Annotated in this window: 18 protein-coding genes; 11 read left to right on the plus strand and 7 right to left on the minus strand. The window is 68.8% G+C overall.

Going from position 1 to position 19,441, the window contains the following annotated elements:
- Positions 1-31: 31 nt before the first annotated feature.
- Positions 32-784, minus strand: a complete 753-nt coding sequence (locus AC5Y7D_RS28815) for a cutinase family protein (RefSeq protein ID WP_499929472.1) — start codon at positions 782-784, stop codon at positions 32-34.
- Between the two features lie 181 nt (positions 785-965).
- Between AC5Y7D_RS28815 and eccB the strand changes: the two genes are divergently transcribed.
- A complete protein-coding gene (gene eccB, locus AC5Y7D_RS28820) occupies positions 966-2,345 on the plus strand; it encodes a type VII secretion protein EccB (protein ID WP_499929446.1) in 1,380 nt (459 codons plus the stop codon).
- Here eccB and mycP read toward each other — a convergent pair.
- Together mycP and eccD are read right to left on the minus strand one after the other, a co-directional pair.
- Positions 2,310-3,629, minus strand: coding sequence for a type VII secretion-associated serine protease mycosin (mycP, locus tag AC5Y7D_RS28825; protein WP_499929447.1), 1,320 nt, complete (start codon positions 3,627-3,629; stop codon positions 2,310-2,312). The two genes, eccB and mycP, sit on opposite strands and share 36 nt — an antisense overlap.
- Positions 3,622-4,956 carry a type VII secretion integral membrane protein EccD gene (gene eccD / locus AC5Y7D_RS28830; RefSeq protein ID WP_499929448.1) on the minus strand — a complete coding sequence of 445 codons (1,335 nt, stop codon included), beginning with the start codon at positions 4,954-4,956 and terminating at the stop codon, positions 3,622-3,624. The genes mycP and eccD overlap by 8 nt, the downstream gene beginning before the upstream one ends.
- A 113-nt stretch (positions 4,957-5,069) precedes the next feature.
- Between eccD and eccCb the strand changes: the two genes are divergently transcribed.
- From eccCb to AC5Y7D_RS28875, 9 genes are all read left to right on the plus strand, one after another.
- The gene (gene eccCb, locus AC5Y7D_RS28835) at positions 5,070-8,600 is read left to right on the plus strand and encodes a type VII secretion protein EccCb (RefSeq protein WP_499929449.1); all 3,531 of its coding nucleotides are present in this window, start codon (positions 5,070-5,072) and stop codon (positions 8,598-8,600) included.
- Positions 8,597-9,778, plus strand: a complete 1,182-nt coding sequence (locus AC5Y7D_RS28840) for a type VII secretion-associated protein (protein ID WP_499929450.1) — start codon at positions 8,597-8,599, stop codon at positions 9,776-9,778. Before eccCb ends, AC5Y7D_RS28840 begins: the two co-directional genes overlap by 4 nt.
- A gap of 68 nt (positions 9,779-9,846) precedes the next feature.
- Positions 9,847-10,173, plus strand: a complete 327-nt coding sequence (locus AC5Y7D_RS28845) for a WXG100 family type VII secretion target (protein WP_499929451.1) — start codon at positions 9,847-9,849, stop codon at positions 10,171-10,173.
- A 13-nt stretch (positions 10,174-10,186) separates the two neighbouring features.
- Positions 10,187-10,483, plus strand: a complete 297-nt coding sequence (locus AC5Y7D_RS28850) for a WXG100 family type VII secretion target (RefSeq protein ID WP_499929452.1) — start codon at positions 10,187-10,189, stop codon at positions 10,481-10,483.
- A gap of 167 nt (positions 10,484-10,650) precedes the next feature.
- The gene (rplM, locus tag AC5Y7D_RS28855; RefSeq protein WP_499929453.1) at positions 10,651-11,094 is read left to right on the plus strand and encodes a 50S ribosomal protein L13; all 444 of its coding nucleotides are present in this window, start codon (positions 10,651-10,653) and stop codon (positions 11,092-11,094) included.
- Complete coding sequence (rpsI, locus tag AC5Y7D_RS28860) at positions 11,091-11,546, plus strand: 30S ribosomal protein S9 (RefSeq protein WP_499929454.1); 456 nt, start codon at positions 11,091-11,093, stop codon at positions 11,544-11,546. The genes rplM and rpsI overlap by 4 nt, the downstream gene beginning before the upstream one ends.
- A 150-nt stretch (positions 11,547-11,696) precedes the next feature.
- The gene (gene glmM, locus AC5Y7D_RS28865) at positions 11,697-13,034 is read left to right on the plus strand and encodes a phosphoglucosamine mutase (protein WP_499929455.1); all 1,338 of its coding nucleotides are present in this window, start codon (positions 11,697-11,699) and stop codon (positions 13,032-13,034) included.
- A 48-nt stretch (positions 13,035-13,082) separates the two neighbouring features.
- On the plus strand, positions 13,083-13,370 hold the full coding sequence (locus AC5Y7D_RS28870; RefSeq protein WP_499929456.1) for a hypothetical protein: 288 nt from the start codon (positions 13,083-13,085) through the stop codon (positions 13,368-13,370).
- A 2-nt stretch (positions 13,371-13,372) separates the two neighbouring features.
- On the plus strand, positions 13,373-14,644 hold the full coding sequence (locus AC5Y7D_RS28875; RefSeq protein ID WP_499929457.1) for a hypothetical protein: 1,272 nt from the start codon (positions 13,373-13,375) through the stop codon (positions 14,642-14,644).
- A gap of 14 nt (positions 14,645-14,658) precedes the next feature.
- Here the strand turns inward: AC5Y7D_RS28875 and AC5Y7D_RS28880 are convergent, their stop codons facing one another.
- From AC5Y7D_RS28880 to AC5Y7D_RS28895, 4 genes are read right to left on the minus strand one after another with little or no spacing between them, the layout of a single operon-like run.
- Complete coding sequence (locus AC5Y7D_RS28880) at positions 14,659-15,702, minus strand: LLM class F420-dependent oxidoreductase (RefSeq protein WP_499929459.1); 1,044 nt, start codon at positions 15,700-15,702, stop codon at positions 14,659-14,661.
- Positions 15,703-15,738: 36 nt separating this feature from the next.
- Positions 15,739-16,089 (minus strand): ester cyclase, encoded by a 351-nt coding sequence (locus tag AC5Y7D_RS28885; protein WP_499929460.1) that lies wholly within the window; start codon positions 16,087-16,089, stop codon positions 15,739-15,741.
- Between the two features lie 52 nt (positions 16,090-16,141).
- The gene (locus tag AC5Y7D_RS28890) at positions 16,142-16,996 is read right to left on the minus strand and encodes a dienelactone hydrolase family protein (RefSeq protein WP_499929461.1); all 855 of its coding nucleotides are present in this window, start codon (positions 16,994-16,996) and stop codon (positions 16,142-16,144) included.
- 9 nt (positions 16,997-17,005) lie between these two features.
- A complete protein-coding gene (locus tag AC5Y7D_RS28895) occupies positions 17,006-17,464 on the minus strand; it encodes a DUF2510 domain-containing protein (RefSeq protein WP_499929462.1) in 459 nt (152 codons plus the stop codon).
- A gap of 83 nt (positions 17,465-17,547) precedes the next feature.
- Here AC5Y7D_RS28895 and glmS point away from each other — a divergent pair, with 83 nt between their 5' ends.
- A complete protein-coding gene (gene glmS, locus AC5Y7D_RS28900; protein WP_499929463.1) occupies positions 17,548-19,425 on the plus strand; it encodes a glutamine--fructose-6-phosphate transaminase (isomerizing) in 1,878 nt (625 codons plus the stop codon).
- Positions 19,426-19,441 lie beyond the last annotated feature (16 nt).

Below are 19,441 nucleotides of genomic sequence, written 5' to 3' on the forward strand. Positions count from 1 at the left end.
TCCCCCAATGTTAGGTGTTATTGACAGTGTGTCAGTGCACCTGGACCACGGGCTGCTGCACTGCAGGTGCCAACGCGGGGTGCGGCGGGACGGTGGCAGGGATCTGCGGTCCGGTGCCAGGGAACTGCGGAAGAGGCAGCTGGCCGGGCATGTGCGGCACGCCGGTAATGATCTTGGAGGCTGCGAACGCGGCGCCCTGAGTGGTGTACACCGGCACGTAACCTTCGGTGTGCCCGGTCCACTCGTTGCCGGCGCCGGCGTGGCAGATCGGGTCCTGCGGATTGCAGTAATCAACGGCTTTGGATCCCAGCAGGGCGCTCTTGGTCGGCAGTGATCCGCCGGTCCGGTCGGCGATGTCGCCGAACGTGACCACCGCCGCGACGTTGCCGACGTACTCGGGCGGCAGCGAACTGCCCCAGCTGATGCCACCGATAGGGACCCCGGCCACGATGTCCATCACCGATGCGCCTTGCGAGTACCCGCCCAGCACGATCTTGGTGTTCGGACAGGACGACACCGTCGCTTTCACGTGAGAAATCACGTCGTTGGCGCCGTCGCCGCCGTGCAACTGCAACTTGCTGGCCGCGTAGTTCACGCCGTAAGTCCTGATATTCAGGCCGCTGGTCTGCTGGCGCAGCGAGTCCACGAACGCATCGCCGACCCGCCCCAGGCCGGGTGGCTCATTGGTTCCCCGGGCGAATACCACCTCGGCGTCCGGGCAGTCGTCGGCCCGGGCGGACGGGGCGGCGGCGAGGGAACCGAGCGGAAGGATGGCGGCGGACAGCGATGCGAGGCCCGAGAACAACAAGCCGGCCCGACCGGCACGTCGGATGAAGTGCTGATACACGCCGAAATTTTACCCGCGGCGTGGGTGCGCAAAACCTCCGAAGCTGTGGATGAACGACGGAACAGCGTCGCCAGGCGGCCTACGGTAGCGGGCGGACCGGTGACCAAAGGGAGGAAGGGTGCCTCTGCAAGCGGCAACCGGGCTGCACGTCAGCGGCTACCGCTATCTGATGCGGCGCATGGAACGGGCGTTGCTGAACGGGGATGTCAGCCCATCCGGGCGAGCGCGGTGCAGTGCGCTGACGCTCGGTGGCGTGGTGACGGTGATCGCTCTGGCGGGTTGCCTGCTCATCAGCCGGTTATGGCCCCAGCCAGAGCTCGGTGATGCCCGGATCGCGATGGGCCAGGCGTCCGGTGCGCTTTATGTGCGGGTGGGTGACACCTGGCATCCGGTACTCAATCTGGCTTCGGCGCGATTGATCGCGGCGACCGATGTTGATCCGCTTGCGGTGCCCGACGCCGCACTGGCGCGCAGCAAACGCGGAGCGCTGCTGGGCATTCCGGGTGCTCCCCAGGTGATCGCCGCGCCGCTGCCGGCGCCGGAAGCGGTCTGGACCATATGCGACAGCGATCGCGGCACAGGAACCGCCGTACTGATAGGCCGGTCGGCGGACCTGTCGATCGGCCGCGTGGGTGATGAGCGGGCCGTCCTGGTGACGGTCGGATCCGGTTCGCCGGCTTATCTGTTGTACCGTGGGCGACGGGCGGTGGTCGATCTGGCTGATCGTGCCGTCATCCGGGCGCTGACATTGCAGGGACAGACCCCGCACGTCGTTTCGCAGACTTTGCTGAACGCCGTTCCGGAGGCACCTGCGGTCGCGGTTCCCCGCATCCGCGGTACGGGCGCACCGGCAGGGGCATGGCTACCGGGGTTTCGCGTCGGCGATGTGCTGCGAATCACACACGCGCCCCGCGACGACTTCTACGTGGTGCTGGGCGGTGGGGTTCAGCGAATCGGTCAGGCCGTAGCGGACATGCTCCAGTTCAGTGGCTCGGCTGCCGACGTCAAGACCATTCCGCCGGGCCTGCTGCGTTCGGCCCCCGTCGTCGACACTCTGCCGGCTTCCGACCTGCTCGACCAGGCGACGCCGCTCGCGGGTGGCTCGGCGGTGTGTGCGCGGTGGGCGCCCCCGTCGTCGGGGCCGCCTCGCATTGAACTCATGGCGGGCGATGGCGCGTCGTTCCCCAACCTGGTGAGCCTGGCCCAGGCCGATGGCCGCGGTCCCGCACTGGACTCGTTTCACATCTCGCCGGGCCGCAGCGCCTACGTGGCCTCCCAGAGCCGGACCGGGAACGGTGACCGGGTGGACACGCGCTACCTGGTGACCGACACCGGGGTGCGGTTCGCGGTCCATGACGACCAGACCGCCCACCTGCTCGGCCTGCCGGGAACGGCCGTCGCTGCGCCGTGGCCGGTGCTGGCGGCGCTGCCATGCGGGCCGGAACTGAGCCGGGAGAAGGCGTCAGTCGCCCGCGACACGCTTGCGGCGGGGCCGTGACCGGCGACTCATGGCCAACGCCGCGAGAAGTGCGGACAGACAGATCGCGGTACCGATGAGCAGCCGCGGGTGCTGCTCCGGGGCCCGGCGGGCCGGAGGGGCCGGCACCGGCAGCGGTTTGGGGCCCGGGCTCGCGGTCGGCGCGGCGCTGTCGGTACTGACCGCCGCCAACGCGTCGACGATGCCGTTGCCGACGAACGGATCCCGTTCCGCGCTCGGGTGGTGTGCGGTGTTTTCGATGCGCAGCATCACCTGGCGCGCGGTCAACGCCGGAAACCGGGCCCGGAGCAGGGCGGCCAGTCCGCTGACGACCGAAGCCGCATAGCTGGTGCCGGAGATCGGCGACCGTCCGTTCACGCGGTTCACCACGCCGTCACCCGTGGGATCCAGCGAGGTCACCCCCTCGCCGGTGGCTGCCACGTCCACCCACGGCCCGGCCAGAGTGAACGACGACGGCGCGCCCCGGGAATTCACCGAACCGACAGTCAGGACGTAGTCGTCGTACCAGGCGGGGCTGACCACCACCGCGGCGGTGTCGCGAGTGACACCGGCCGGCTGCGCCGGACATTGCGCCGCGCTGCCGGTGTTGCCGGCCGCGGCCACGACGACGGCGTTCTTGACGTCGACCGCATACGCGAGTGCGGCGCCCAGGGCGCGATCGTCTATCGCCTGGGCGGCCGGCGCACAGGCGACCGAGGATATGTTGATGACCGAGGCGCCGAGGTCGGCGGCGGTGCGGACGGCCTTGGCCAATGTCGCGACGTCGCCCACGCCGGTGGCGTCACGGTCGGCGGCCGGGCCGAATTTGGAGCTGGACTGGCGGATGCTGATCAGGGTCACGTCGGGCGCGACCCCGGTGAAGTCGGGATCCGTTGTGGCGGCGATGATCCCGGCCACGATCGTGCCGTGCGCGTCGCAGTCCTGGGTGCCGTCACCGGTGGAAACGTAGTCGCCGCCGGCTACCAGTTCCTTCAGCCGTGGGTGTCTGTGGACGCCGGTGTCGATGACGGCAACGCGCTGCCCGGCTCCGCGGGTGAGCCGCCAGATCTGCGGCAGGTCGAAACCCGCGAGCTGAGCCGGTGCAGTGGCGCCGCCGGGTTCCGCCGTCGCTGTCGCACACAGCTCGCGTTGCACGGTGCGCCGTGCCGGTGACGGCAACGCCGGTGCCGGTAACCATTTGTCGTCGACCGGCGGGGGAGCGACCGCCCTCGCCAACGGTGTTCCGCACTGGGCCAACAGCGCCGCTGCGAGTAACGGACGGACCACCCGCCCGGGGTCACGCATGCACCGGGTCCAGGTTGCGGACGGCGGCGAACGCGCCGCACGTCCACAACGTCAGCGGGACGACGGCGGTGAGCGCGGTGCATCCCAGTGCCTGGACGCCGCGGCAGGCCACCGGCGACACCCTGACGGCGGGTGCGACGAAACCCACGCATATCGACGCGGCGGTTGCGGTCAGCGTGAGCGCCGCGACCCACGGCGCCTGCTCGGGCAGGCTGACGGCCACAACGACGAAAATCGTTGACAGCGTCGCGACTCCGCTCGCGGCGAACACGGCCGCGCGCGCCGGGTCGGTCCGGGAGTGCCAGATCAGCAGCCCCCCGGTCACAGCGGCCAGGGCGATTGCCCGGTGCGCGGCAAGCGCCGCGGCCACCGCGCCGACGGCGGCGGCTGCCGCGAAGCCCGAGCGCAAACAAGTCAACCAAGCCTGAGCGCGCGCGGTCTGCGCCGCCAGCGCCGTTGCGCTCCGCGGCTCGTCCTGATCGATGCGCGGCGCCAGATCGGCCAGCCGGATCGATAGCCACGGTGCCGCCTCGATCAGTCCGAGGCAGGCCAGCACCGTCACCGACCCGACCACGTGCGACGGGGCTGCTGCGACGACGCCGGCCAGTGCGGCAAACACCGCGATGAGCGAGCCGCAGGCCAGGGTGCCTAATGCAACTGTGCCGCAACGGGTTAGGCGAATCGCAATGACGGCTGTCGCGGCGACGGCCAGGCCGGCCATTAGCACGTTGGGCGCACCCGGTACGCCCGGTACCGCGAGCAGGCCGGCGACTCCGGCGAACGCCGTGGCGATGATGCCGAGGGTGGTCCCGGCGATCGGGTCGGGGCGGAACCGGAGCATCACCATCGCCGTCGTCAACGCGGTGATTGCGGCGGCGGCAGCGACCGCCGCCGTGGGATCGGCATGCCGGGCGGCGCCCCAGGCGTAGCGAATCAGCGTGTGTGCGGTCACGGCGGTGAAGCAGACGGCGGCCGCGGCGGCGGTCAGCCGGGCGATTCGCCCCGAGTTTGTGGTGTCCCGATACGCCGCGGACACCGCTTCGGCTTCGTCGTCGTATCGTACGACTGGTGGCGCCGGGCTCTCGCGGCTCAGGACGAGAACCGAACCGTCACAAATATCGTTCTGCGTCAACGTCGTCGAGTTCGGCAACGGTGCGCCGCCCAGTCGGGCCAGCCGGTAGCGGGCGCGGGGCTGCGCACCGCCCAGTAGGTCGACGATGCAGGGGATCAACTCCGCGACCGGCACGCCGGCGGGCAATGCCAGGTCGACGGAGGCGCTCTCGGTGTGCACGGCGACGCGGCGCAGGCCCGGCTCGGATACAGACATCCTCAACACGCTAGGCCGCTCCCCGACGAGCTGCGTGCGCCTGTCCACAGCTGTGTTCATTCTGTCCACAGCTGAGTTGTACTGAATTCCGTTGCGGCTTAACGTCACCCACTATGAACGCGGTCATCGAAGTCGCCGCCCCGCCCGAGGTGGCACGACCCGCAGCCTCGAACTCGCTGATGTTGGTGGTGCTGGGGGTAGGCCTCGCGGCGATGGTGTTCTTCCGGGGATCACCCGCGGCGCACAACCCTGCACTGCTGACCGTCCCGGTAATGATGCTGGGGTCCCTGACCTTCACGGCGGTGCGGGGTCAACGCCGGGGGGTGGTGATCGGCAGCGACCGAGACGAATACCTGGAGTATCTGCGAGGGCTGCGTGATCGTGTAGTCGAAATTGCTGTTGCGCAACATGAGTCGTTGATTCGTGCCCATCCCGATCCGGACACGTTGTGGACATTGGCCGGCGGTGCGCACATGTGGCCAACACCGGCCGTCGATCCGGCCTGCCGGGTCAGGGTCGGAATCGGGCCGGTCCCGCTCGAGACACGGTTGGTGGCCGCGGGAACACCGCCGGCGCAGCGGTGTGATCCCGTGACGGTCACCGCGCTGCGTCGCTTCTTGCGAACACAGTCGACGCTCTCCGACGCCCCGGTCGTGATTCCGCTGCACGCGGCGCACGTAGTCACCGTCGACGGCGACGCGTGCCGGGTCCGCGGGCTGTTGCGTGCCATCATCTGCCAACTGGCCATCTCTCACTCACCCGATCAGGTGCTGATCGCCGGCGCCGTGCAAGACCAAGTCGAGTGGGACTGGCTGAAATGGTTGCCGCACAACCAGCATCCCGACGCCACCGATCCGGTCGGACCGGCCCGGATGGTGTACCCGACGCTGGAGGAAGCCCGCGATGGGCTGGCCATGGTCACCTCGCGACATGTGGTGGTCGTCCTCGACGCGTCGGCGAATCGCCACGACGCGGTCCCGGTTCCCGGTGCGTCCGTGCTGAGGATCGGCTCCGCCGCCGCGTCGCTGACCATCCGCCATGCCGCCGGCGAGGACATCCTGGCGGCCCCCGACTACCTCGATCGGCACGACGCGGTGGTGTGCGCCCGTCGGGTGGCGGCCCACGCCGGTCGTTCACCGGCGGCGGGTGCCGACGCTTTCAACCTGTCAGGCGTCGGTTTCGACCCGGTCGCGCGGTGGCGCGATCAACCGCGGCAGGATCGCCTCAGCGTCCCGATCGGCACCACCCCCGCCGGCCGATCGGTGAACCTGGACATCAAAGAGGCCGCGCAAGGGGGTATCGGGCCACACGGGCTGTGCGTCGGGGCCACCGGGTCGGGCAAGTCGGAGCTGCTGCGTACCGTCGCCCTGGGCATGATGGCACGCAACTCACCTGGGGTGCTGAATCTGCTCCTTGTCGACTTCAAAGGTGGCGCAACGTTTCTCGACTTCGCCAGGGCCCCGCACGTGTCGGCGGTGATCACCAATCTCGCCGACGAGGCGCCGTTGGTCGCGCGGATGCGGGAGGCCCTGGCGGGCGAGATCAACCGCCGGCAACAGCTGCTGCGCAGTGCGGGCAACCTTGTCAGCGTCTCGGCCTACGACCGCTGCCGTGCTCCGGGATCAGAGGCTCTGCCGACGTTGTTCATCATCGTCGACGAATTCTCGGAACTGCTCAGTCAACATCCCGATTTCGCCGACACCTTCGTCGCGATCGGGCGGCTGGGCCGGTCGCTGGGAATGCATCTGCTGCTAGCCAGCCAGCGGCTCGAGGAAGGGCGGCTGCGCGGGCTGGAAGCGCACCTGTCCTACCGGATCTGCTTGAAGACACTGTCCGCCGGCGAGTCCCGGGCGGTCCTGGGCACCTCCGATGCGTACGAGCTGCCGAGTATGCCGGGCGCCGCCTTGCTGCGGTCCGCCAGCGGGGAACTGACCCGCTTTCAGGCCGAGTCGGTTTCGCGGCGGCCCCGCGTGGCCGGCGGTACGGGATTGCCGTCGGTGCGCCATTTCACTGCCGCGACCACTGGGTTGCCGGCGCATCCGGAGGCCGGACACGGTTCAACCCTCATGCAGACGGTGTTGGATCGGCTCGAGGGTCAGGGGCCGCCCGCACACCGAGTCTGGCTACCGCCGCTGGACGCGGCACCCGTACTCGGATCACTGCTGCAGACCTGCGCGCCGGCGCCACTGGCCGTTCCGATCGGCATCGTCGATCGTCCCTATGACCAGGCCCGCACGCCGCTGACGGTCGATCTGTCCGGTGCGGCGGGCAATGTAGCCGTCGTCGGAGGCCCCAGGTCGGGTAAGTCGACCGCGCTCTGCACCGTGATCACCGCATTGGCCGCCACCCACGGTCCGGGCCGGGTGCAGTTCTACTGCCTGGACTTCGGCGGCGGAGCGATGTCCGCCCTGCATGACGTGCCGCATGTCGGCGCGATCGCCGACCGGGCCCAGCCCGACCTCGTCCGGCGCATGGTCACTGAAATGCAGTCGGCCGTGCACTCGCGGGAGACCATCCTTCGCGACCGCGGCACGCTGGATCGCCTTCCGCACCTCTTCCTGGTCGTCGACGGCTGGGGCGGCCTGCGTCAGGAATTCGACGCGGTAGCAGAAATGGTCACCGCGCTGGCCGGCCAAGCACTCTCCTACGGTGTGCACGTCATGTTGTCGGCGACACGCTGGGCCGAGATCAGGCCGGCGCTGCGGGACCAACTCGGCACGCGCATTGAGTTGCGGCTCGGGGATCCCGCCGATTCCGAGCTCGATCGGCGGCAGGCGCGGCAGGTCCCGGCGAACCGACCCGGCCGCGGACTGAGCGGCGATGGAATGCAGATGATGATCGCCCTGCCCGGGCACGGACTGGCATTGAGCGGCGGCCCCGCCGCGCCACCCATACCGTTGCTGCCGAACGAAGTCGGCTACGACACGGTCGTCCGCGGTGCAGAGCACCGGACCAGGCTCGTGCTGGGCGTGGATGAACGCCGGTTACAGCCAGTCGCAATCGATTTCGAGCGGGACCGGCACCTGCTGATCCTGGGTGACAACGGCTGCGGCAAGACCGCGGCGCTGCGGACGCTGTGCCGCGAGATCCTCCGCATCCGCACCGCGGCGCAGGCGCGGTTGTTCATCATCGACTTCCGGCGCACCCTGCTCGGTGTCGTGACGTCGGATCACCTGGGCGGCTACGCCATGTCGCCCGCGGCGTTGAGTGCCCTGATTCCGGTGGTGGCCGAGCTGCTGAAAGCGCGGATGCCGGGCGCCGAGGTCACCCAGGCACAGCTGCGGGCCCGATCCTGGTGGACCGGTCCCGAGGTCTTCGTCGTGATCGACGACTACGACCTGGTCGCCACTTCGACCGGGAACCCGCTGCTTGCCTTGCTCGAATATCTACCCTATGCAAGCGATCTGGGGTTGCACGTGATCGTGGCGCGGCGAACCGGCGGCGCGGCGCGGGCGCTGTTCGAACCGCTGCTGGCCGGCCTGCGTGACCTGGGCTGCATGGGAATGATGATGAGCGGGCGCGCCGAGGAGGGCGTGCTCCTCGGATCGAGGCCGCCGGTGCCGCTGCCGCCGGGGCGCGGCACCCTGATCAGCCGGCTCGGCGCCGAGCAACTGGTGCAAGTGGCGTGGAGCCCGCCCACATGAGCACGCATCGCGCCGTGGTTGCCACCGGACCCGGGGCCATCCGGCGATTATGTTGCCCCGCAAGCGAAACCGAGACGCACACGGCGACATTGGCAGCCATCGACGATCCGGTCGCGTTGGTGGGTGGGCGACCGGCGGCCGTCGACGCGCTGTGGCGCACCACGCTGCGGTCGCTCATCGAAGGGCACCGGGGGCTGACCGTGGTCTACCCGTCATGGTGGTCGGCGTCGCGCATTGGCGTCGTGAGCGCGGCCGCACGAACGGTGGCGGGTGCCGAAGTTGTCGTCCATCCGCGGTCGTGGCTGCTGGCGCACCGGAATTCGGCGCTGGTGGTGGAGATAGCCGAACGGCTGGTGGCGATTTCGGGACCGGGAAGGCGGGTTGCCGCCGTGCCGCGCCGGGGCGAGGAGTCTGCCGTCGCCGCGGAGGTCACCCGCGCCATGGCCACCATGACGCTGAGCGCGGTTCTGATCGACGCACCGAGCACCGTCCCGGGGGCGGCGGGGCTGGCCAGGCTGATCGACGACGCGGTCATGCCCGGGAAAACCGTTACCACCGTGGATGACGCCGCGGCGGATCGACTGGCCCGCGAAGCAGAGCCGATTCCGGACGGCGAACCCGTGACGCGGCCGCGGGCTGTCGGTCGGAGTGGTGCGCGGCTGGCGACCGCAGCTGTCGCCGTGACGGTGGCAGGTCTCGCGGTGTGCGCGGTGTCCGTCGAGCACCCACCCCCGGGCATTCGTACCGAGCCGACGACAGTTCTGGTGGAGGGCGGGGTGGCGCTGACCATCCCGGCAGACTGGCCGGCGCGGCGGGTGATCGTCGGACCCGGGTCGGCGCGGGTGCAGATCACCTCGCCGTCGGATCCGGAAGCGGCGTTGCACGTCACGCAGACGCCGACGCCCGGTGAGACCTTGGCCGGCGCCGCCGATCGGTTGCGACGCGCGATAGATGCCGCACCGGCCGGCGTCTTCGTCGAGTTCAACCCCGCCGGGGTCAGCGCCGGTAGACCCGCGGTGACCTACCGGGAAATCCGGTCGGCCCACGACGTCCGGTGGACGGTGCTGCTCGACGGATCGGTGCGGATCAGCATCGGATGTCAGAGCCGGCCCGCCGCCCGGGACGCCGTCCGCGACGCCTGCGAGCAGGCCGTGCGGACGGCTCATGCGCTGGGATGAGGCCGGGAAATCAGCGGGAACCAAACCGGGCCCGGCGCGGTCGAACCTATCGAGGGACAGGAGAACAGATGAGCACGCCGGCGGCTACCAGCACACTCAACACCGACTTCGACTTGATGAGGTCGGTGGCGGCCACCATCGATGCCCGCAACGAAGAGATTCGGGCAATTTTGCACGCCTTTATCGGCCGGGTGGGCGCACTGCCGCCTTCGGTGTGGGGCGGCCTTGCCGCGGCCAGGTTCGCAGACGTGGTGGATCGCTGGCACGCCGAATCCACCCGGCTATATCACGTACTGCATGCCATCGCCGAGACCATCCGCCACAACGAGGCCACGCTGCGGGAGGCGGGCCAGAGCCACGCCGACACCATCGCCGCCGCCGGCGGAAATCTCTGAGCGCGAGACGGCCATGGATTCGACGCTGTCCTACGACTTCGGCGCCATCGAGCACTCCGTCCGTCAGGAGATTCACACCACAGCCGCACGCCTCAACGCAGCCCTTGATGAGTTGCGGTCCCAAGTCGCACCGCTGCAACAACTGTGGACGCGAGAAGCGGCCGCCGCGTACCAGTCCGAACAGCTCAAATGGCACCAGGCTGCGACCGCGCTCAACGAAATCCTCGTCGAGTTGGGACACGCGGTCCGCGACGGCGCCGACGAGCTGGCCGGCGCCGATCGCCGGGCAGCCGGCACTTGGCCGTGCTAGTCGTTTTGACCTGCGGGGATGCACCTCGGTAAGCTGCACCGTTGGCGTGCGGGTACGCCGGGGCCTCGGGTCAATGTCGGTCGCCGAGACCAGCCCCATCCGCCACCGCCTGACCGGCCCCCGGTTCCGACCGGGATCCACCCGAGAGAAAGAAGAAGGTAAGCGCTGTGCCTACATACGCGCCCAAGGCGGGTGACACCACGAGGTCGTGGTACGTCATCGACGCCACGGACGTTGTGCTTGGCCGCCTTGCCGTCGCAGCGGCGACGCTGCTGCGTGGCAAGCACAAGCCGACGTTCGCGCCCAACGTCGACGGCGGTGACTTCGTCATCGTCATCAACGCCGAGAAGGTCGCCATCAGCGGCGACAAACTGCAGAGCAAGATGGCTTACAACCACTCGGGGTATCCCGGCGGTCTGCGCAAGCGGAGCATCGGTGAGCTGCTGCAGAAGCACCCCGACCGGGTGGTGGAGAAGGCGATCGTCGGCATGCTGCCCAAGAACAAGCTGAGCCGGCAGATCCAGAAAAAGCTTCGCGTCTACGCGGGCCCGGAGCACCCCCACACCGCTCAGCAGCCGGTTCCGTTCGAGATCAAGCAGGTGGCGCAGTGACCGAGACCAGTCTGGAAACCACCGAAGTGGCAGAAGCCGTGGTCGAGAGTGAGTCGTTCGTCTTCGAGCGCCCCATCCAAACCGTCGGTCGCCGCAAGGAAGCCGTCGTGCGGGTGCGCCTGGTACCCGGCACCGGCAAGTTCGACCTCAACGGACGCAGCCTCGAGGACTACTTCCCGAACAAGGTGCACCAGCAGCTCATCAAGGCCCCGCTGGTCACGGTGGAGCGGGTGGACAGCTACGACATCTACGCCCTGCTGCACGGCGGGGGTCCGTCGGGCCAGGCCGGCGCGCTGCGTCTGGGCATTGCGCGCGCGTTGATCGTGGCCACGCCGGAGGACCGGCCGGCGCTGAAGAAGGCCGGGTTCCTCACCCGTGACCCGCGCGCCACCGAGCGCAAGAAGTACGGGCTGAAGAAGGCTCGCAAGGCGCCTCAGTACAGCAAGCGCTGATCAGCGACCACTTGCAGGCTGCGGGCGTGCATCTCCCGGCGATATGTCGGCATGTTTCGGCGTGTCGCGGGTATAGGACGCACGCCCGCAGCCAACAGTGGTCATATGCACGCTCGCCATCTGTGAGCCAACTGTGAGAGGTTTGTCCGCATGGGTCGACTATTCGGCACTGACGGCGTTCGCGGAGTCGCCAATCGCGAGTTGACCGCTGAACTGGCACTCGCTCTGGGTGCCGCGGCGGCGCGGCACCTGGCGAGTTCGACCGGCCCGGGCCGCCGAGTCGCCGTGATCGGCCGCGATCCGCGGGCGAGCGGCGAAATGCTGGAGGCCGCGGTGATCGCGGGCCTGAGTAGCGAAGGTGTGGACGCGCTACGGGTGGGGGTGCTCCCGACACCGGCCATCGCGTACCTGACCGGCGCCTACGACGCCGATTTCGGCGTGATGATCTCGGCGTCGCACAACCCGATGCCCGACAACGGCATCAAGATCTTCGGCCCCGGGGGCCACAAGCTGGACGACGACACCGAAGACCAGATCGAGAATCTGGTCGCCGCCGGGCCGGGCCTGCGCCCGGTGGGCGCGGGGATCGGTCGGGTCGTCGATGCCGAGGACGCCGCCGAGCGCTACCTGCGCCACGTCGGCAAGGCCAGCACTCGCCGGCTGGACGGGCTGACCGTCGTGGTCGACTGCGCACACGGTGCCGCGTCCCTGGCGGCGCCGAGCGCCTACCGGGCCGCCGGGGCGCGGGTCATCGCCATCAACGCCGACCCCGACGGTCTGAACATCAACGACCGCTGCGGCTCCACCCACCTGGAAGCGCTGCAGACCGCGGTCATCGCACACCGCGCCGACCTCGGACTCGCCCACGACGGCGACGCCGATCGCTGCCTGGCTGTTGACGCCAGCGGTGCGTTGGTCGACGGCGACACCATCATGGTGGTGCTGGCCCTCGCCATGAAGGAAGCCGGTGAACTGGCTTCCGACACGCTGGTGGCGACGGTGATGAGCAACCTTGGACTGCACCTGGCCATGCGCTCGGCCGGCGTGACCGTGCGGACCACCGGCGTCGGTGACCGCTACGTCCTGGAGGAGCTGCGGGCCGGCGACTACAGCCTGGGCGGCGAGCAGTCCGGGCACATCGTGCTGCCTGCACTGGGGTCCACCGGCGACGGCATCGTGACCGGGCTGCGTCTGATGACGCGGATGGTGGAGACCGGTCAGTCGTTGGCCACCCTGGCATCGGCGATGCAGACGCTGCCACAGGTGCTGATCAACGTCGAGGTCGCGGACAAGGCGACCGCCGCCGTGGCGCCGACCGTGCAGACCGCCGTGCAGCGGGCCGAGGCCGAGCTCGGCGACAGCGGGCGAATTCTGTTGCGGCCCTCCGGTACCGAGCCGATGATTCGGGTGATGGTGGAGGCGGCCGACGAGGAAATCGCGCAGCGGCTGGCCGTCAGCGTGGCCGACGCTGTCAGCACCGCCGGCTGACCCGAATTCGGTTGGAACCGCGACGCCCGCCATGGCGTCGAAGAGGGTATGAGAATTGATGGCGCGGATGTGCACGCGATCGCCGACCGGATCAATGACGCAGCCGAACTGATCGGCCGGGCGGCAACACAACACCTGTCGAGGCTGGTCTTCGACGGCGCCCGGGCCGGCCGGGACTACAGCGCCTGCGGCGACGCGTTACGCGCGGCGCTCGACCGCTTGGCCGTCGACGTGTCGCAGTGGTCCCGGGCGGCTGCCGAGATCGCGGCCGCGTTGCACGCCGAAGCCGGCCGCTACCGCGAGGCTGAGTTGTACGCCGCCGCTCGGATCGCCTGATCATGGCACAGCCGTTGGACGTCGCGGGGCGCCTGGCTGAAGGCCGGGCCGCCATCGAGCACACGCAAAGCTATGTGCGCGCCTGTGCGCAGGCCGGCTACCAGTACCCAGACCTGCCCGGTGGCGCGGCGCAAATCCACGATTGGTATGCCGGCGAAGACGGACTTGATCTGCGTGCCCTCGATGCCGACTGCGCGGCTCTGCGCGCTGCGGAAGCGGTGATCACCGAAGCGCTGCGATCGCAGCGCGATCAGCTCACCGGGCTGGCGACAGTATGGGCCGGAGCGGGGGCCGATCGCGCCGTCGCGTTCATGCGGCAGCACTGTGACGTCGCCGGCATGCTCGTCAGCGAGGTTCGTGCGGCAGCCCAGCGTTGCGAGTCACTGCGTGACAACCTGTGGCAGTTGGTCGACACCAAGGTCGCGACGACCACCGCGATCGACGACCGCACGCTCGCGCAGCGACCGACATGGTTGGCCGCCGCCGCGGCGGTCGCTACCGAGACATCCGCCAGGGAGTTGGTTGATCAGCAGATCAAGCCCTACGTAGACAACGACATTCGGCATGACTTCCGCGCCGCGATGCTGTCGACACGGTCGGGCGTCACCGCGGCCTATGAGACGGTCACCGACCGGTTCGCCGACGCACCGCGCGCTCATTTCGAGACCCCCGGCGACTTCGGGCCCGCCACGTTCTCGGGTACGCCGACCGGTCCGGCACGCTCGACGTTCACTCCGGCCCCGCCGACCGCCGCACCGCCGCCTGCGATCGCTCCGGCCTTCACTTCGCCGCCAGGCCCGACGCCGGGACTAACTCAGCCGGACTGGACAAGCGGCTGGTCCGGGGGCTCCGGGGTACCCGGCGCAGCCGGTGGTCTCAGTGGCGGTGCGGGGCTCGGCGGCCTGGCCGAGCGGATCGTTGCGGCGATGGGTGACCTGCTGGGATCGGCCGCCGGCCGACCCGGTAACGATCCGCTGGATGACGACGCCGACGACAGGCAGGAACCGGACCCGCCCGAGGAACACGAGGGGCCGAAGAAATCCCCGCCTTCGTCACCGGCCGGCGACCTCGCGACGGCAGCCGCACAGCCGGCCAGCCAGACGCCCCCGGCCACCGGGCCGCCCGGGCCCGCACTTCCCCCGGCGCAGGTGCCCCCGGCGGACCCCCCTGCCCCTGCCCCAGCCGCTTCGGCCGGTACGGGGCCGGCACCGAATCCGGCGGCCTCGACACCCTGCCAGATCGCGGCCAACGAGCTTCCCCAGGCGGGGCAATGACAGCCTGGTGTGCCTCAGGATGGCAGAAGCTGCAGCAGTTGCTCGACGTAGCGCACCGCTTCGCCGGCGTCTGCCGTCGCCGGCCGCACCAACAACGTGGTTACGCCCGACTCGGCGAAGACGGCCAGCCGCTCGGCGATGAAGCCGCGCGGGCCGATAAGAGAGACTCCGCGCACCAGTTCGTCGGGCAGGACGTCGATCGCTTCTCGTTTGTGGCCGGCCAGGTACAGCTCCTGAATCCGGTCGGCGGCCGCGCCGAAGCCGTAACGGGTGGCCAGCTGGTGGTAGAAGTTGCGGCCCTTGGCTCCCATCCCGCCGACGTAAAGGGCCAGTTGCGGTTTGATCCAGGCGAACCGGTCCTCGACATGGTCGCCGATGGCCAGCGCCGTCCCCACCATGACGTCCAGCGGGCCCAGAGCAGGATCCCGCTTGGCGGCACCCGCCGTCAGCGCCTCGCTCCAGACCAGATGGGCTTTGTCCGGATAGTAGAACGCGGGCTGCCAACCCTCGGCGATCTCCGCGGTCAGTTCGACGTTCTTCGGGCCCAGTGCCGCAATCGATATCGGAATACGTTCGCGCACAGGGTGATTGATCAGTTTCAGTGCCTTACCCAAACCTGTCCCGCGGTCAGCGGGCAGCGGGATCTGGTAATGCTTGCCGGCGTAGTGAAGCGGCTCCCTGCGCCACACTTGCCGGCAGATCTCCACCGTTTCGCGGGTCCGGCCCAATGGGGCGTCGAACTCGATGCCGTGGAAACCCTCGATTACCTGCGGCCCGGACGTGCCGATCCCGAGATTGAACCGGCCGCCCGACACGTAGTCCAGACCAGCGGCCGTCATGGCCAGCAGCGAGGGCGTCCGGATGTAGAGCGGGAGCACGCCCGAGGCCAGTTCAACGGTGCTGGTCCTGGCCGCCAGGAAGCCGAGCTGGCTGATGGCGTCGAAGGCGTAGGCTTCGGCGACCACGGCGACGTCGATACCGACCTTTTCCAGTTCGACGACGCGATCGACCGCCTCGTGAAACCCGCCCGAGTAGTCCAGCGCGATCCCGATTCGCATCAACGACACTTACCACGGCCGCGCTCCGGCCGAGAGTCAGCCTGTGGCGGTCCCCGTCCAGTACTCGGCGAATCGCTGACCGTCGTCGGCGAGCCGAAGGATATCGTTGCCGGTGAACCTCACCGGACCGTCCGGTCCGCCGCCCGTGCCCACCCAGCGGCCGGCAATCAGATCACCGTCGTGCAGCGGGCCGATTTCGACAGTGAAACTCAGATCCGTCAACATATTTCGCGTTTCTTCGATGATCTGGGCAAGTTCTTCCGGTCCGTGCACGTCACGCTCGGGCCAGTGACCTACGAAGTCGTCGGTGACCATCTCCGCGGCGATCGGCCGGCCGGCCCACAGCTCGTTTATCCACCGCCGGTACAGAGTCTGTGCGTCTGTCATGGTTGGCGACTACCCACTGCTGCGCCGCCGGACACCCCGGCGCATGCGCCGGTCACTTCAGCAGCGCGACGATCTTTTCCTCGGACGTCACCGGCGGCGCCTCGGGATCCACGGGATCGGTCTTGGGCAATGTCACGTCCGGATCCGCGAAGTCGCGGTAGGTCTTGTCGCCGGCAAGGGTGTAGAGCAGGTAACCGGTCAGCAATGCGCGGACAGCCCGCTGCGTCCTGCGATCAAAACCGGCGAGCCCCACCGCCTTCGATAGCCTTCGGCCCTCAACCAGGCCGCCGCCGGCGTCGGCCTTGCTGACGATGCGAAGGTTGGACCTGTGCCAGGCACTGTGCAAGGACAGCGCATTGGAATTCAGGGTCTTGGGATCGCCGGGCGCCGTCAGGATCAGTCCGGGCACGTCGAGCGTGGCGGCCGGCAGCTCTGCCGGGGGAGCGGTCACCGCAGGGAAGAGCGCCGCGACCGCGCCGAGCGGGCGGCCGGCCGGTCCGGCCATGCCGGCCGCGGCGAACACCGCCGCCGAACCGCCGAAGCCGTGACCGACCAAGCCCAGTTTGGCGGGGTGCACGCTGATCTTGCCCGGACCCAGGCGTACACCCGACACGATGTCCAGGGCCACGCCCAGATCGAACGCGAAGTTCATCGCCGAGGGCATCAGGCCCCGCTGGGTGTCGGGTGCCCCTGCGACGATCCCCCAGGAGGCCAGGTGCTCGAGCAGGCCCGAATAGTTGGCCGAACCGGTCAGCCAGTCGTGGCCGAATGCGATGCCCGGCAGGTTCAGCCCGGATTCGGGGGTGTACACCACCCCGGGCAATCCGGCAAAGGCCAGGTCACCGCGGAGAACACGATGTGGACCACGACGGTTGAGGGCGGCGACGAGCTTGCGGATGCGGGCCACGCGTCGACGTTAGCGGTGCGTCGGCGGATGGGTAAAGTGGGTCCACCTCGCGCCGTCCCAGTAGCGTTGCCCCGGTTGCCCGGACGGGTCGGGGTACCACCCCGGCGGTATCGCCGCCGGCGGTGCCGGCACCAAAGCGTGTTGCGGTTGCCAGGCCGGGGCTTGGGGATTCTGAGCCAGACTCCGCACCTGCCGGATGGCGTGCATGTTGGAGAACAGGGCGATCCAGTTCAACACAACCAGCGACGCCAGACTCCACCATCCGGCCAGCAGACAGTGGGTCTGCGCGTCCTTGTACGCCTGTTCGCATTGCTCCAGGGTTCCGGTGTGGCGAACGGTGTGCTGCTGCCAGAAAATCAGTGCGCCGGTGTGCCTGAGCAGGCTGATATGGAACAGCGGTGCCGAGTTCGGGTATCCGGTCGCGGCCGGCTGCGGATAGGGACCGGGCGGCTGATACGGCTGTGACACAGCAGACCCCTTTGCGCAGGTAGAGAGATTCACGATAGCGCCGGTCCCGGTGATAATTCAGCACCTGCACTACCCTGGTCAGAATGTGCGGAATCGTCGGCTACGTCGGGCAGCGTCCTGCCTGCGATGTCGTGATGAACGCCCTGCGCCGGATGGAGTACCGCGGCTACGACTCCTCAGGCATCGCGCTGGCCGACGGCAAGGGCAAGCTCACAGTGCGCCGCCGCGCCGGTCAGCTGGCCAATTTGGAGTCCGCGCTGGCCGAGATGACGTCGGCCGAACTGGTCGGCACAACCGGCCTGGGCCACACCCGCTGGGCCACCCACGGCCGTCCTACCGACCGCAACGCGCACCCACACCGCGATGCGGCCGGCAAGATCGCCGTCGTTCACAACGGCATCATCGAGAACTTCGCCTCGCTGCGTCAGGAGCTCGAGGCCGTCGGCGTGGAGTTCGCCAGCGACACCGATACCGAGGTCGCCGTGCATCTGGTCGCCCGGGCGTATCACCATGGCGAGACGGCCGGCGATTTCGTCGCGTCCGTGCTGTCGGTACTGCGCCGGCTGGAAGGCCACTTCACCCTGGTCTTCGCCAATGCCGACGACCCTGGCACCATCGTCGCCGCTCGCCGGTCGACGCCGCTGGTCATCGGGATCGGCGACGGGGAGATGTTCGTGGGCTCCGACGTGGCTGCCTTCATCGAACACACCCGCCAGGCGGTCGAATTGGGGCAGGACCAGGCCGTGGTGATCACTGCCGACGGCTACCGGATCACCGATTTCTTCGGCAGCCAAGACCTGCAAGCCGGCCGGGAGTACCGCGAGTTCCATATCGACTGGGACCTCGCCGCCGCCGAAAAGGGCGGTTACGAGTACTTCATGCTCAAAGAGATCGCCGAACAGCCCACCGCGGTGGCCGAGACGCTGCTCGGTCACTTCGTGGACAACCGGATCGTGCTCGACGAGCAACGGCTGTCGGATCAGGAACTGCGCGAGATCGACAAGGTGTTCGTGGTCGCCTGCGGCACGGCTTACCACTCCGGACTGCTCGCCAAGTATGCGATCGAGCACTGGACGCGATTGCCGGTGGAGGTCGAGCTCGCCAGTGAATTTCGGTACCGGGACCCCGTACTGGACCGCAGCACGCTGGTGGTGGCGATCTCGCAGTCCGGCGAGACTGCCGACACGCTCGAAGCCGTCCGGCACGCCAAGGAGCAGAAGGCCAAGGTGCTGGCGATCTGCAACACCAACGGCTCCCAGATTCCGCGCGAATGCGACGCGGTGCTCTACACCCGCGCCGGCCCCGAGATCGGGGTCGCCTCCACGAAGACATTTCTCGCGCAGATCACCGCCAACTACCTGGTGGGTCTGGCGCTGGCACAGGCCCGCGGCACCAAATATCCCGACGAGGTCGAACGCGAGTACCGCGAGCTGGAAGCGATGCCGGACCTGGTGGCCCGGGTGATCGCTGCGAGCGGACCGGTGGCGGACCTGGCCTACCGGTTCGCCCAGTCGTCGACGGTGTTGTTCCTGGGCCGCCACGTGGGCTACCCGGTGGCGCTGGAAGGCGCGCTCAAGCTCAAGGAACTTGCGTATATGCACGCCGAGGGTTTCGCGGCCGGCGAACTCAAGCACGGCCCGATCGCGCTGATCGAAGACGATCTGCCGGTGATCATCGTGATGCCCTCGCCAAAGAGCGCTGCTACCTTGCACGCCAAGCTGCTGTCCAACATCCGCGAGATCCAGACCCGCGGGGCGATCACCATCGTGATCGCCGAGGAAGGCGACGAAACGGTGCGGCCCTACGCCGACCACCTGATCGAAATACCCGCAGTATCAACGCTTCTGCAGCCGCTGCTGTCGACCATCCCGCTGCAGGTGTTCGCCGCGTCGGTGGCCCAGGCCCGCGGTTACGACGTCGACAAACCCCGAAACCTGGCCAAGTCGGTGACGGTCGAGTAGGAGACCCCGGTCGTGA

The organism is Mycobacterium sp. NGS49 (genome assembly GCF_059812565.1).

Excerpts from the sequence above, each read along its gene's own strand:
- mycP (WP_499929447.1), bottom strand. The coding sequence starts at position 3,629 with ATGCGTGACCCCGGGCGGGTGGTCCGTCCGTTACTCGCAGCGGCGCTG.
- eccD (WP_499929448.1), bottom strand. The coding sequence starts at position 4,956 with ATGTCTGTATCCGAGCCGGGCCTGCGCCGCGTCGCCGTGCACACCGAG.
- eccCb (WP_499929449.1), top strand. The coding sequence starts at position 5,070 with ATGAACGCGGTCATCGAAGTCGCCGCCCCGCCCGAGGTGGCACGACCC.
- AC5Y7D_RS28840 (WP_499929450.1), top strand. The coding sequence starts at position 8,597 with ATGAGCACGCATCGCGCCGTGGTTGCCACCGGACCCGGGGCCATCCGG.
- AC5Y7D_RS28845 (WP_499929451.1), top strand. The coding sequence starts at position 9,847 with ATGAGCACGCCGGCGGCTACCAGCACACTCAACACCGACTTCGACTTG.
- AC5Y7D_RS28850 (WP_499929452.1), top strand. The coding sequence starts at position 10,187 with ATGGATTCGACGCTGTCCTACGACTTCGGCGCCATCGAGCACTCCGTC.
- glmM (WP_499929455.1), top strand. The coding sequence starts at position 11,697 with ATGGGTCGACTATTCGGCACTGACGGCGTTCGCGGAGTCGCCAATCGC.
- AC5Y7D_RS28870 (WP_499929456.1), top strand. The coding sequence starts at position 13,083 with ATGAGAATTGATGGCGCGGATGTGCACGCGATCGCCGACCGGATCAAT.
- AC5Y7D_RS28875 (WP_499929457.1), top strand. The coding sequence starts at position 13,373 with ATGGCACAGCCGTTGGACGTCGCGGGGCGCCTGGCTGAAGGCCGGGCC.
- AC5Y7D_RS28880 (WP_499929459.1), bottom strand. The coding sequence starts at position 15,702 with ATGCGAATCGGGATCGCGCTGGACTACTCGGGCGGGTTTCACGAGGCG.
- AC5Y7D_RS28885 (WP_499929460.1), bottom strand. The coding sequence starts at position 16,089 with ATGACAGACGCACAGACTCTGTACCGGCGGTGGATAAACGAGCTGTGG.
- glmS (WP_499929463.1), top strand. The coding sequence starts at position 17,548 with ATGTGCGGAATCGTCGGCTACGTCGGGCAGCGTCCTGCCTGCGATGTC.